This is a genomic window from Nostoc punctiforme PCC 73102 (assembly GCF_000020025.1).
In the GTDB taxonomy this organism is placed as follows: domain Bacteria; phylum Cyanobacteriota; class Cyanobacteriia; order Cyanobacteriales; family Nostocaceae; genus Nostoc; species Nostoc punctiforme.
Genome location: NC_010628.1, coordinates 4,254,932 through 4,268,592 on the forward strand (window position 1 = coordinate 4,254,932; position 13,661 = coordinate 4,268,592).

At 41.4% G+C, this 13,661-nt stretch carries 10 protein-coding genes; all 10 read right to left on the bottom strand.

Annotation, left to right across the window (positions count from 1 at the left end):
• Positions 1-61: 61 nt before the first annotated feature.
• On the bottom strand, positions 62-205 hold the full coding sequence (locus NPUN_RS43405) for a hypothetical protein (RefSeq protein WP_234710939.1): 144 nt from the start codon (positions 203-205) through the stop codon (positions 62-64).
• Positions 195-962 carry a transposase gene (locus tag NPUN_RS17280; protein WP_052304607.1) on the bottom strand — a complete coding sequence of 256 codons (768 nt, stop codon included), beginning with the start codon at positions 960-962 and terminating at the stop codon, positions 195-197. The genes NPUN_RS43405 and NPUN_RS17280 overlap by 11 nt, the downstream gene beginning before the upstream one ends.
• Before the next feature lie 373 nt (positions 963-1,335).
• Positions 1,336-3,459, bottom strand: a complete 2,124-nt coding sequence (locus NPUN_RS17285; RefSeq protein ID WP_012409803.1) for an acylase — start codon at positions 3,457-3,459, stop codon at positions 1,336-1,338.
• A gap of 37 nt (positions 3,460-3,496) precedes the next feature.
• Positions 3,497-4,276, bottom strand: coding sequence for a thioesterase II family protein (locus tag NPUN_RS17290; protein WP_012409804.1), 780 nt, complete (start codon positions 4,274-4,276; stop codon positions 3,497-3,499).
• A 75-nt stretch (positions 4,277-4,351) separates the two neighbouring features.
• Entirely contained in the window at positions 4,352-4,579 is a 228-nt protein-coding gene (locus tag NPUN_RS17295) for an MbtH family protein (protein ID WP_012409805.1), read from the bottom strand.
• Positions 4,580-4,663: 84 nt separating this feature from the next.
• Positions 4,664-4,981, bottom strand: a complete 318-nt coding sequence (locus tag NPUN_RS17300; protein WP_012409806.1) for a hypothetical protein — start codon at positions 4,979-4,981, stop codon at positions 4,664-4,666.
• A gap of 159 nt (positions 4,982-5,140) precedes the next feature.
• Positions 5,141-6,112 (bottom strand): aldo/keto reductase, encoded by a 972-nt coding sequence (locus NPUN_RS17305; protein ID WP_012409807.1) that lies wholly within the window; start codon positions 6,110-6,112, stop codon positions 5,141-5,143.
• Between the two features lie 110 nt (positions 6,113-6,222).
• Entirely contained in the window at positions 6,223-6,987 is a 765-nt protein-coding gene (locus tag NPUN_RS17310; RefSeq protein WP_012409808.1) for a class I SAM-dependent DNA methyltransferase, read from the bottom strand.
• 82 nt (positions 6,988-7,069) lie between these two features.
• Complete coding sequence (locus tag NPUN_RS17315; RefSeq protein WP_234710940.1) at positions 7,070-7,951, bottom strand: TauD/TfdA dioxygenase family protein; 882 nt, start codon at positions 7,949-7,951, stop codon at positions 7,070-7,072.
• A 217-nt stretch (positions 7,952-8,168) separates the two neighbouring features.
• Positions 8,169-13,598 carry a type I polyketide synthase gene (locus tag NPUN_RS17320; protein ID WP_012409810.1) on the bottom strand — a complete coding sequence of 1,810 codons (5,430 nt, stop codon included), beginning with the start codon at positions 13,596-13,598 and terminating at the stop codon, positions 8,169-8,171.
• Between the last annotated feature and the right edge of the window lie 63 nt (positions 13,599-13,661).

Sequence of the window (13,661 nt, forward strand, 5' to 3'; positions counted from 1 at the left end):
AGTATAAGGCTTTCCGTATATATGCCGAATGGCACGCTTGAAAAGCCGAAACACTTGCGGTTTAAGCAGTTTGCAATTGTTTGCGTAATTCATGCCGGGGTTTGCTCATTAAGGGGTAAGCTTTCGGGCGACGTTTACGGACTCGTGGTTCATTTCTCGCAGGACGGTCGGGAACAGCCTTGTGAGCGATAACTTTAAGTTGCATTGCAATAAATTTGAAGACGTTTTGTTGAAGTTGCGGCTAACAATTCGGGAATAAAGTTATTTAAATGATGGCAAGTAGCTTGCAGTGATAGGCGCAATGGAGGAGTACGGTAAGTAGTACCTGACGACCACATCAAACCACGAAGTAGATTGTAAGCAAGCAAATAAACATAAATTTCTTTGCGTACCATTGAAGGAGTTTTACAGCGTAAAACATCCATTCCCAGAGTAGTTTTTAGATGTCTCAAATCTATTTCAACATCCCAACGTTTACCGTAAAGCCCAACAATATCCAGAGTTGAATAAGTTGTTATATCTAAGAGAGTAGTAATTAAACTAACTTGTTCAGTACGAAAGCCAGGAACAACAATGTAATAATAAATTTCTCGTAGATTTATGGTTAAAGGTAGAGCATAAAATTCATCTTTACTCAATCCCTTTGGACATTTTTCAGGCTTATACCAAGTTACCAGCTTGTCACAACTTCCAACAATTTTACCTTTACGCATGGACGTTTTTCGAGCTTGACAATAAGAACTTGTATCTGTTGATGGAAGTTCTACTTCTTGTCCAGCCAAATAAGAAATGACTTTACTTACTGTATTGTGACAACTTTTATCAGTATCCAAAACCTGAGACAAAAACGCCCAAATCGTTACTATTGGGTCAAACAATTGTCGATAATATCTAATTTTTAGTTCCTTCATGGCTTGCTCAATTACACTTGTTGGTAATAGCTCTTTAAAAGGTAATCCCAAGCTTTGACCAAATTTATCAAGAGAGAATTTGTACTCGTAGTGTCACAGTAGATTTATGTTGTTGGCTTATTCGTATCAATGAAAGTATTTCATGAACGAGTAAGCTTTTCCTATCTCTAAAAAATTTTTGAACAACTTGTACATCTTTGCACTGCTTCTGTCAGGCACAGCGATCGCAGTACTGCATCAAAGATAATTGCCTGCCCCATACCAAGACCTTCACCCTTCAATAGCTGTAGCGCCTATCCCACATAGCTTAGAGCTTTTCTTACTGCCATTCGACTCTCAATGGTATACCTCTACTTCCCGGCTGTACCCCTATCTGCTCATCTTTTCCTGTTTAGGACTACCCTTATTTGCCAATGTATTGACTTTAGAACACCTTGCGCTCTTCTAAATGAGCTAGGATATCTGAGCGCTGATGCCAAACTGGACGCAAATGTTTGAGAGTGAACAGCTGTAACTGATCGCTAAGATGGGGCGAACCTGGTTGAGTAGCATTGCCGTAGCTAATGAGTGCCATTGCCTTTACTGGTTGAGAAAACTCAATCGCAGCGACGAACGAATCACCAGCAACTGCTTGAAAGCGACTTTGCGATCCCGGAACAAAATTGAGAACGCGGAAAATACCAAGTTCTCCAACGCCACCATTAGCAGGCAAATCCTTATTGCCGATCGCTACCCGAAAAACATCTCCCCATGCCACATCTATTGTCCCGTATGCTTTTTCAACTTTGGTAGCAGCAGCTTCTAGTATTGCGACTGCACTAGATGGATCGGCTAAACCGTCTGGTGTGGTGAATGGAGATTTTTCACTCCAAGGTTTGCTAAACCCTTTATCCCAGTTCATCTGTTCTGCCCAAGCGGCAAAGAGTACCGCACCCTTGCTATCTGCATTGGCTTGCCGATCCCAGGCTTCTAGGGTATCAGCAGCTAGCCGCGCTAAGGAACTTCCTTGCTTGCGTGCTGCCGGGATTAAGTCATCCAAGATGCGATCGGCTAGTTCCATGCGGGTCGAATGTTTGTATTGCACCATTTCATCAAAGGAGATTTTCTCATCCTCAAAGAGCATTTTTAGAGAACGCTCTGTCCGAAAATTCATCGGAAAATACGGGGAACGAGGTGCCATGTAAGAAGGGTAACTATCTGCTTTAATAGCAGCAGGAAACGTCGTTGTCCAAGGCGGGTCGTTGGTATTTTGCAACCATCCGCTTTTCGGGTTGATAATGCGTGGTAAATCTTTATAAGGATGGATTTTCGTCCATAATGTCTTGGAAGTATCACCAGAAATAATCCTTTCCCAGTATTCAAAATTACCTTGAGAACGAACTGGAACATTACCGTTGAAATGGTGCATGATATTCCCATTTCTATCTGCATACATCACCGTGAACATTGGCAATTGCAAGCGCTGGAGTACGGTTTGAAATTGTTTCAAATTTTGGGAGCGCGCCATATCCCACCACTGTTCAAGTACCTTTGGTCGATCGAGACCGACAACGCGTAGTGCTATAGCTTTACCGCCTTTCTCTGTCAGCACTGGTCCGTGGATAGAACGTTTTACAACTAGAGGTTGGTTGCGTATTGTGCCGTCTTCTTGTTTTACCTTCAAAGAAAGGGTTGTGGTCTCGAAGGGACGAACTTTGCCATCGAAGCGATAACCATTGTCAACTAATTTAAGTTCGTAAGCATCCCAGCCATCGAAAGTGTTGACGGTATGAGTCCAGCCCAAATTATTGTTAAATGCGATCGCCAACACAGGAATTCCCACAAGTGTTGCTCCGTAAGCATCAATACCTGGAGCAGTCAGTTGGGCTTCGTACCATAAGTATAAATCCGCCCAAGGCAAGTGTGGGTTTGCAAGCAGCATCGCTTTGCCATTTGCAGAATGTGATGGAGCGATCGCCCAACCATTAGACCCTGCTTTTGGCTCATGCTGAATATCCCCTGCAACACTTGCTGCAACCTCTTCTGGGCTAACAATAAAAGTAAAATGCAGAACTCGATGTAAGTGAGCCAGAACATCTTCTGCTTTGACTGGCAACACTACTTCTACTTCATCATCAATCAGTTCGCCATGCTCCCGAGCATAAGCATTAATTCCAGCAGCAAAGGCATTCAGGTAGCTACGAAAAGCTGGACTTTGAGAAGTGTACCAAGAACGAGCGCGTTCTGGAACTCCCATAGTCTGTACCCAACGGTCTGATTCTAAATATTTCTCTCCCCAATATTCGGCAGCACGTCCACGTGCTTGACCATAAAGTCGCAAAAGCAAGTTACCATGACTTTGCATCTGCGCCCAACCGAAGGCTTGAAATGCACTTGGGACATCCTTGCCATATATGTGAGGTATGCCATAGGTATCCCAGAGTATTTCAGTGGATTTTGTGACCTGTGCAGGAGTGTAGCTTCCAACAACGAAAGTAAATAAAATACCAAGTATAAAAGCTAAAAGTCGAAATAATTTTTTTTTGAAACCTTTATGTAAATAGCTCATAATAACCTGGTTTAGATTTCAGAAGTGAGGCAAAGGATTAAGGGAGCAACTGTATCTCGCTGGTAATTTGCCACAATTCTTGAGACAAAGACTCTAGCAGGAGTGATTGGGCTGAGTGCAGGAAAAAATGGTTCCCAGGAAACATTTGTAATAAGAATGCAGCATTTGTCTGCTCCTGCCAAGCTTGGAGTTCATCGTAACTAACCTTGCGATCCTGTAAACCACCAAAAGCGGTGATGGGGCAGTTAAGTGGTGATTCGGTAGTGTACACATAAGTTTCCAGAACCGCAAAGTCTGCACGAAGAATCGGAACAAGAAGTTGCATCAGTTCGGCGTTTTCTAGCACTGCTTCAGGAGTCCCATTCAGACGGCGTAGTTCTTCTTTGAAAGCAGGTTCGCTTAGAGCATGGATGGGTGGATCTGGATCGGGAATTTGCGGAGCGTGGCGACCCGAAACAAACAAGTGTATGGGTGACAAACTGTACTGTTTGCGAAGTAAACGGGCTAGTTCAAAGCTGACGATCGCTCCCATACTATGACCGAAGAAGGCGAATGGTTTATCTAAATGTGGAAGCAGGACTGGAGCGATCGCACTGATAAGGGGTTCTAACTGCGAGAATAGGGCTGTCCTCATTTGCATACCTCGTCCAGGTAGTTCAATGGGACAAACTTCGACAGTTGTGGGTAGACTGTCTAACCATGTGCGAAAAATGAGAGAACTACCACCTGCGTATGGGAAGCAGAATAAACGCAGCGAAGCTTGAGGATTTGGCTTGGGATAGGTAACGCAGAAGTTCAATGTTGGTGTTGTTGTCATGAATAAAACAGCCCGATAGAGAGCCTTTGGTAGGCATTCTTCCTTATAGTTAAAACCTCTTACTAATCAGTAGCGTTATGTCTGGCTATGAGCTGCTTCTTCCATCTTCTTCCTTAAACTTAGTGGTCTCATGTCCGTCCATACTTGCTTTATATACTCAAGACATTCCGCCTTTAGACCACTATGACCTGCATCTCGCCAACCAAGAGCGTTTTCTCGGTCAATAGGCCAAATGGAATATTGCTCCTCATGATTGACTACTACTTTGTAAATCGTCGTGTCTTCTTTGTCGTCTTGATACATAATTTATCTCCTGCGATTTGCCTTGTACGATGTTAATTTAGTTCTTGTATTCTTATTTTCTCATTTTATGACTCACTTCTTTTGCTAACCTACTGATGCTTTAACCTGCACGGGTTCGTCAACTGGAATATCGAATAAAAGTGTATTTCTACAAAACTCTTGCCATTCAGATGTTACGTTATCAAAAATGATATTTTTATCCTGAAAAATACCATCTGTGACTACATAAGTTTCTTGCAGATAAAGAAAGTCGTCATCAGTTAGTTCTCGATTGATTTCGACTTCTTTACTGCCGATTTGTTTCTTTTCTTTTTTGCTATTTTCAACACGTTCTGTCCACTGGCTGAACTGACGTAATTTTTTGAGAGAGTAAGCTTTACAGTATTTTCCCATTGTTGCCATAGTGATACCTCTGTTTATATTCTTTTGCATGAGTTGGTCTATTTACCTTTAATAGGTATTTTTATAAACTGACTGCAATATTGAAGGTTGTATATTTGTCACAGTCTTGATTTTATGCTCTACCATCTAATGAATTGGCTTTCCCCAGATTCTGAACCTCTAGTCAAGCCCAAAAATGGCACGCGGTTTGTATGGCTGCTCTAGCAAGGTGCGCTCGTCGTTATCCATAACCAAATCTAATGTAGCTACAGCTTCTTCTAGGTGCTCTATCTTTGTGGCACCAATAATGGGAGCAGTAACACTTGGTTGGTGTAGAAGCCAAGCTAGAGAAATCTGAGCAGCAGATACACCGCGTTGCTTTGCTATATTCATAACTCGGTCAACTATTTCAAAATCAAACTCTTCATAGTCGAGTTGATAATCGGTTCTAGCACGAATAGTCTTAGCAGGACTATGCCGAGGCTGATTACCAGCTAGAAAGCCTCGTGCAATAGGACTCCACGGAATCACCGCGATGCCCTCAGTTTGACACAACGGCAGCATCTCTCGCTCTTCTTCGCGGTAAATCAAGTTGTAAAGATTCTGCATGGAAACAAAACGAGTCCAACCATGCATATCAGCCAAGTAAAGCGCTTTAGCAAACTGCCAAGCGTACATGCTAGAAGCCCCAATGTAACGAGCCTTACCTGCCTTTACAATATCATGCAGTGCCGCAAGAGTTTCCTCAATCGGTGTCTCGTAGTCCCAGCGATGAATCTGATAAATATCTACATAATCTGTCTGTAATCGTCGTAACGAGGCATCGATACTGTTCATGATGTGCTTACGAGACAAGCCTTTGTCATTTGGACTATCCCCCATCGGATAGTAAACCTTGGTGGCAATAACAACCTGCTCCCTTTTGGCAAAGTCCTTGAGCGATCGGCCAAGGATTTGTTCGCTAACTCCCTGCGAGTACATATCAGCAGTGTCAAAAAAATTAATTCCCAACTCTAGGGCTTTTTGGATGAACGGACGACTCGTTTCTTCTGGAAGTATCCATTCTTCCCATTGAGGACTACCATAACTCAGAGTGCCGAGGCACAAACGCGAAACTTTCAATCCAGTTTTACCAAAATTGACATATTTCATACGAGAAAAATGCGGAGTATTTGAGAAGATTTTGTCCAAGCATTGAACATTTATTTTAAATAGGAATTTACTGATGAATTCATTTAATAAAATAAAGTTATCCTAACTTCTTAGCTAGTTTTACGGCAAACAAAGCAGACCATATCTGCTTCTGCGATTAATGCTAAGTCAAGTTTAAAATCATATACACTAACTTCTGTGAAACCAACATTTTCTAAAGTTGACTGAACTTCAGCCCTAGAATAACCAATGACTGAAAAACTAGTATCTAGGCGTTTCCAGCAATCTATTTCTCTTAATTGAAAAGTTGTTACAAAAACTCGGCATTCTTTGGTTTCTGGATAATAAATATTTTTCATACCCCAAGCATATTCATCTTTAATATCACCTAATATACGACCGTTCAAAGTAGAATTATATGCCTCTTCTAGACGTAAGTCAAATATAAATATACCGTTGCTATGAAGTGTACTATATACATTATGGAAAGTAGCTGTTAATTCTGACAAATTCAGAATGTGATTAAAACCCAAACCCATTGAAGAAACTGCATGGAAAATAGGCGGCAATTCAAAGAAGCGTACATCACCAAGAATCAATTTGCAATTAGGTGCATTCTGATGAGCATATTCCAACATTCTCTGGGAGCGATCAATTCCAGTTACCTGATAGCCTTTATTTAGCAGCCATTGTGACAGTTCCCCTGTGCCACAACAGAGGTCAAGGATACTCGCTCCTTCTGGAACGTAAGGTAATAGTAATTTTTCTAGGGTAGGCAAGGCTATTTTGTTGTAACTTGGCCCCAAAGCTTCGTTATATATTCGGGCAAATGGTTCATCAAATTTGTTATAGCTAGTTGCTGAAGACGAAGACATAAAAGGTTTTCCTTTGCTTCATATTTAATGATAAATAATGGTCTACTTGCGTTAATATGCAAGTTAAAGGTGAAACAATTTATCAAAACTTAAGGTTGCTTAAAGTAGTAAAGACTTGCCGTCGGTTATCGGTAAAGGCTCCACGACCGTGTAAAAACCTTGAATTATCCATCATTACCAGATCGCCTGCTTTCCAAGGTATCTTTTCTGTTAGCTTATCGAAGATTCTCTCTATTTCATCAGCGACTTCATCAGAAGCTCTTGAACCGTCATCAAAAATTGCTTCTTCTGTCCTTTTTTGATATACCCAAAAGTGGTTTGCAAATGCATTTTGATGATTATATTTGTTGTTTACTACAGATGAACAAGTATATTCTACAGAAACAGTTTTATCATCATTAAACTGATAACTTACACCATCAACACTGTCTAACCTTTGCTTGATATCATCTATAGTATTAGCATTTGAACCTATTATTCCTTTCAATATATCAACCGGAACATTTTTATAAGAAAACTTTAGTTGCTTGGAAAGAAATAACTGTTTCGATTCTTGACTCAGTTCCTCCCACACTCGGATACCATCCCAAAATAAAGTTTCGCCTTCTTGTTCGGCTGGTACAGTACAGCAAAACCAAATAACATCAGGTCGAAAGGGAAAACAAGAATTTTCGCAATGAGGAATAAGACCATCCATCCCGCCATCTACAAAATTGACATACTTGTCAGAATCAATGCTGACTTTTGTAAAATCTATAATATGCTTCCCACTAAATTGTTCTGAAAAATCTTTCATCTGCTTGGGAGTTACTCCAAAATCTCGAAATAGAATAACTCCAGATGACTTGAATATCTCCATAGTCTCTGCTACAGAGAGGTCAAGAATATTTTGACAATGACTATTATATAGTATCTTTCCTGTGCTAGTGCCTAGTGGCTCTATTTTACCGATCATATCATTCATTTCTCCGTTTATTTAGGGAATTCATCTTCACTTTGCCAATTATAGATATCGCTTCCAGACTAAAATATATTCAATATGTAAAAATCAAATTCTTCAATTTTTGATAAATAATCAACAGTAGATTGATATGTTTAATAACCATGTTATGAAATATAAGTTAATAATTATTGTTCGCGAGTCAACGAACCTTATTTGTTAACAATTCATTTTGTTTATTTTAAATTTGATTCATAAAAATATTCAAATACTCTAAAATAATCTGAATATGAGGCTTGGTAATGATTGTGTAATGATTGCTAGGGATAGTAATAATCTCTATTGGCTTGCCTGAAAGCCCACCCCAAATATAAGTTGGATTAGAAAATTCATTAGATACTTCATCACTAGCTTGAAAGTATAAAATTTTGTTTGGATAAACTTGTGGTGTATAACTTTGTAGAGCTAGTACGTTACTCTTAAAAACCTTCAGAAGACAACGAAGCTGTTCTAGTTCAAAATCCAAAGGCAAGAGATTAACTATCCTTGCTTGCTCTAAAAAATAGTTCAGTTGCTCGTCTAGGGTCATCAGTGCCTGAAGTTGCTCAACCGAACCCGATAGGTTTTTCCCAGCAGACTGTGCCATATCTGTGGCAAAATCGACTAATATTTTGACATCGTTGTAGTCATCAATCTCTGCAATTTCTTTGCTGTTAACTGGTGCTGGGCTGTCTAGCATAGCAAGCATGGCAACTCGATCGCCATTTCTTAGTAACTGAGTTGCCATTTCAAAAGCGACAATACCGCCCATAGACCAACCTCCAAGAAAATATGGGCCATTCGGCTGAATCTCTCGTAGTGCTTCAATATACTTAGCTGCCATATCTTCTATCCGGGTATAGGGCTGCGATTCCCCATTCAAACCTAGTGCTTGCAGCCCATAGAATGGTTGATCTGAATCCAAATGAAGTGACAATTCGTAGTAGCAAAGAATATTCCCACCTACTGGATGCACAAAAAATAGAGGTGGCTTGGAACCATGAGGTTGAATTGCAACTAAGGGGGATGAGGTGCGATAATCAGCCCGATCGTGCAGAATATTCGCTAACTGTTTGATAGTTGGACTCTGGAAAATAGCAGATAATTGAATATTTTTACCAAACTGATTATTAATTTTTGCTATTAAGTGTACAGCTAAAAGCGAGTGTCCCCCAAGCTCAAAAAAGTCGTCGTTGATGCCTAAGCTCTCAATACAAAGAATTTCTTGCCAGATATTAGCAAGTGTTTGTTCAGTATGAGTGCGAGGAGCCACATAATCATTTCCTAGATTAGGGCGGGGATGGAGTATCTTAGCAAGACTTGTTGAAGCTAATTTCTTTTTTATGTCTCCAGCAAAAGAGGTCTGCTCAACATCGCTTAAAGATTTGAGCTTTAGCCATTGGTCGAACCTAGCTTGTAAATCTCCTGCAGAGAGAACAACTTGAGTTATTTTATCACTTGTTAAAATACGTTGAAAAGCTTTTATGCCTTCTTCTGGTGTGATAAATAATTCAGCCAATGTTGTTCTACTAGCTGTGTTTTTTTCTTCTCCAAGTTCCCAGCGCTCGCAATTAACACTAATCCAGGGGACAGGATTTATTTGATTTTGTTTTTGAGCAAAAATATCCATAAAAATGTTTGCTGCTGAATAAGCAACTGATCTTAACCCTCCCAAAATGGATGATGAAGAAGATATCAACAGATAAAAATCAAGTTGTCTCCCCTGCAAAACTTTTTCTAGTACGAATAGTCCATTAGCTTTTGATTGAAAGTGACACTGATAATCAGTTTGAGAAGTTTCTTGAATAGATTTTAGGGACTTGTCATCCACGATCTCTACTGCGTAAATAACACCATGTATGTCACCAAAATGCTCCGTAACAAAGGCGATCGCTCTTTGCATCTGTTCAAGGTTGGTTACATCTGCGCTCAAAACTAAAACCTCGGCTCCTAACTCCTCTAATGCTTGCAATTTCCTGATTTTGCAGCTCACCTCATCCTGGCGATCGTGAGTGTTCAGCCACCCGAACCACTCATCTTTCTCCGGGAGATTCTTCTGTCCAATCAAGACGAGTTTTGCCTGCACTGTCTGAGCTAGAGACTCCGCTAGGATCGGTCCAATATTTCCCAGGCCCTCAGTAATTAAGTAGACTCCGCCGTTGCGTAATCTTGATGTTTTTCCCTTAGATTCTGACAATCGTACTGGCTCAAAAGTTTGCACCCAACGATTCAGGCCACGGTAGGCTATAACCAACTTCGAGGATTTAGTTTGTAGCTCGTCCAGTAAATAATCTACAAGTTTCTCCTCTTGCCAACTTCCTGGCTTTGGAAGAGCAATATCAATGCTACGACAGCTGATGTTTGAGTATTCTTGAGGAATGACTTTAACTGGCCCAAGTACAGTCGCTTTCTCTGGACACAACATTTCTTCTGCTGTGACTGACTGTATGTTGTTGGAGACAACTGTAATTTTAAACTTATCAGTCCAATTCTGTTTTCCAAGTGCCTGGGTGAGAAACAACAGGCTGTAGAATCCCAAATATTGAGCGCTATCAAACCACTCGAGTTCTGATTCTGCGTGGTAGTCTGGTGTAACACTCCATAAATGAATAATTGTCTTGGGGATCTTGTTTTGTACTAAAAGTTCATTGAGTAAGGCATCATAATCATTACTTTGTCGAGGATTGAGGGTATATAAGCACTCGCTTACTTTGGAGAATTCTGATCCGATCTGAATTGCGATCGCATCTTGTCCCTGCTGTTCGAGTCGTTTTACCATTTGAGAACCCAAGCCGCACTCATCGGTAAACACAAGGGTACAGAACTTTTGCTCTGCCAAGTCTCCTTTACCGAGCAGTTCTGGAGGTGCAGATTGCTTCCATAAAGGTAGATAAAACCAGTCAGCGATATCCGGTTTTTTATTCAATGACACTTCCGTAGCGTGGACATCGCGTGGCTGTGCTTGTGGCGAAATCCAGTAACGCTGACGCTCAAATGGATATGTTGGTAGGGGGATGCGATAACGCTGTTCGTTGGCGTAAAAGCCAGACCAATCTACTTGAAATCCAAAAAGCCAGAGGCGACCCAAAGTATTGAGTAGAAATGCTACATCTGACTGTTGCTCCTGGGGATGGCGGATTGAAGTCAGCACCACAGGTTCCAAATTATAATGCTGTTTGGCGAAGGTACTCAATGTCTGTCCTGGCCCAACCTCTAGCAAAATTCGCTCTGGTTGCTTCAGCAATTCAGTCATCCCTTCGTCAAAGCGTACAGTTTGCCGTAGATGCCTTGCCCAATAATGAGGGTCTGTTGCTTCTGCTGTGGTAATCCAAGTGCCAGTGACATTAGAGATAAATGGAATTTGGGGGGGATTGCGCTTGACTTTTTGTAATAACTCGGTAAATGGCTCAATGATGGCATCCATCATCTGAGAATGAAAGGCGTGGGATGTATGCAGCTTTCGACAGCTTATATTTTTTTCCAGTAGTTGCTGCTGCAATTTATCGATGGCATCCGTCGAACCAGAAACAACACATAAGGAAGGGCTATTGATTCCCGCAAGAGAAAGCTCTTTTGGCAGCAGGGGCTGCACCTCTTGTTCAGAAAGTTGAACCGAGAGCATAGCACCTGTTGGAACTTGCTGCATCAGTCGTCCTCTAGCAGCTACTAGCGCCAAAGCATCGTTGAGGGAGAAAACCCCGGAAAGAGTTGCTGCCAAGTATTCCCCAAGGCTGTGACCTATCATCGCTTCTGGTAGCACGCCCCAAGCCATCCACAATTTGGATAAGGCGTACTCAATGACAAATAGCGCACTTTGGATAATAGAAGTTTGTTTTAATTGCTGTGTAGCTGTTTGAGTTTGTGCTTCGCTGGGATAGAGAATATCTCGTAAATCTAGCCCCAAGTGAGGTTTTAGAATCAGGCAGCAGCGATTGACTTCCTCAGTAAATTTGGGTTCGCTGTGGTACAACTCCCGACCCATATTCACATACTGCGCTCCCTGTCCAGGAAACATAAATACAGTGGGTCGATTACAGGGTTGTTGGTAGTGGGTGAAAACTTGTTGAGCTTCCAAAGTATGCAGTGCCTCAACTGCATCATCAATATCATGACACACCAGTATCCGGCGATGGTTAAAAGTCTGACGACCAACTTGGAGAGTGTAAGCCACATCAGCCAGGTTTGTATCCGGATGCTGCTTGAGATGATTTGTTAGATTTACTGTGGCGGTTTCTAAAGCAGAGTTAGTTTTTGCAGACAGCATTAACAACTTATGGGTTTTCCCAACGTTAGATGCTTCGATCGGAGGAGCCTCTTCTACAATCAGATGGGCATTGGTTCCACCAAAACCAAGAGAAGTAATTCCAGCCCGGCGAGGAATTCTGTCCGATTTCCATTCCGAGAGTGCGGTATTAACATAGAAAGGACTATTAGCAAAGTCGATCTGAGGATTGGGCTGCTCACAATGTAAGCTAGGTGGTATTTGTTTGTGTTTGAGAGCCAGAATCGTCTTAATTAAGCCCGCAATCCCGGCAGCCGCATCTAAATGTCCAACATTGGTTTTCACTGAACCGATCGCACAGAAACCACGCTTGGGTGTACTGACACGAAAAGCTTTTGTTAGAGCTTTAATTTCTATCGGATCGCCTATTGGTGTTCCTGTGCCGTGTGCCTCTACGTAAGTGATAGTATCAGCTTCTACCCCAGCAGCAGCTATGGCTTCTGCAATCACCTCCGTTTGACCTTCTACGCTGGGAGTTGTGAATCCAGCTTTCAAAGAGCCGTCATTGTTGACAGCAGAGCTTTTAATTAGTGCATGAATGCGATCGCCATCAGCAAGAGCATCTTTTAACCTCTTGAGAACTACAATTCCTATACCACTACCGAAAATAGTTCCTTTTGCTTTAGCATCAAAAGCGCGGCAGTGTCCATCAGGAGATAAAACCCCATCTTCTTGATAGAGATAGCCACCTTTTGGTTGCATATTCAATATCGAAATGCCACCCGCCAAGGCCATATCACATTCGTAATTGAGCAAGCTTTGGCAGGCAACGTGAACGGCAACTAAAGAAGTAGAACAGGAAGTTTGAATTGCATAACTTGGCCCAGTTAGATTTAATTTGAAAGAGACACGCATGGGAAGATAATCGGGATGATTTCCCAGACTAATTTCCACATCGCTTGCTAATTCTCTAATGTTGGGGTTTGAATAAAGATTGAACAAATAGTTACTTATAGTTGAACCAGCATAAACCCCTATTGAACCAGAGTAGGTTTGGGGATTATAGCCAGCATTTTCAAGTGCGGCACACGCACACTCCAAAAAAATGCGGTGTTGGGGGTCCATTATTTCAGCGTCTCTGGGGTTATAGCCGAAGAATGACGCATCAAACAAATCTATATCTTCTAGTGGAACTGCTGCTTTTACATAGTTGGGGTGACTAACCGTAACAGAGTCTATACCCGCAGATTCTAATTCTTGAGCAGAAAAAAATGAAATTGATTCTACTCCGTCTCGTATATTTTGCCAAAACTGTTCAATATTCTCTGCTTTAGGAAATCGCCCAGATAGACCAATAATAGCTATATCTGCCTCATCTACGTTATTAATTTTATCTAATTTGTTCATCATAATTTCTATTTTTTTTAATCGAACTACAGAGACGCAGAGAACGCGGAGAGAGAAGAAATAGAG

Bases quoted from the DNA above. Each gene is read 5' to 3' on its own strand.
- NPUN_RS43405 (WP_234710939.1), bottom strand. From the start codon at position 205: ATGCAACTTAAAGTTATCGCTCACAAGGCTGTTCCCGACCGTCCTGCG.
- NPUN_RS17285 (WP_012409803.1), bottom strand. From the start codon at position 3,459: ATGAGCTATTTACATAAAGGTTTCAAAAAAAAATTATTTCGACTTTTA.
- NPUN_RS17290 (WP_012409804.1), bottom strand. From the start codon at position 4,276: ATGACAACAACACCAACATTGAACTTCTGCGTTACCTATCCCAAGCCA.
- NPUN_RS17295 (WP_012409805.1), bottom strand. From the start codon at position 4,579: ATGTATCAAGACGACAAAGAAGACACGACGATTTACAAAGTAGTAGTC.
- NPUN_RS17300 (WP_012409806.1), bottom strand. From the start codon at position 4,981: ATGGCAACAATGGGAAAATACTGTAAAGCTTACTCTCTCAAAAAATTA.
- NPUN_RS17305 (WP_012409807.1), bottom strand. From the start codon at position 6,112: ATGAAATATGTCAATTTTGGTAAAACTGGATTGAAAGTTTCGCGTTTG.
- NPUN_RS17310 (WP_012409808.1), bottom strand. From the start codon at position 6,987: ATGTCTTCGTCTTCAGCAACTAGCTATAACAAATTTGATGAACCATTT.
- NPUN_RS17315 (WP_234710940.1), bottom strand. From the start codon at position 7,951: ATGAATGATATGATCGGTAAAATAGAGCCACTAGGCACTAGCACAGGA.
- NPUN_RS17320 (WP_012409810.1), bottom strand. From the start codon at position 13,598: ATGATGAACAAATTAGATAAAATTAATAACGTAGATGAGGCAGATATA.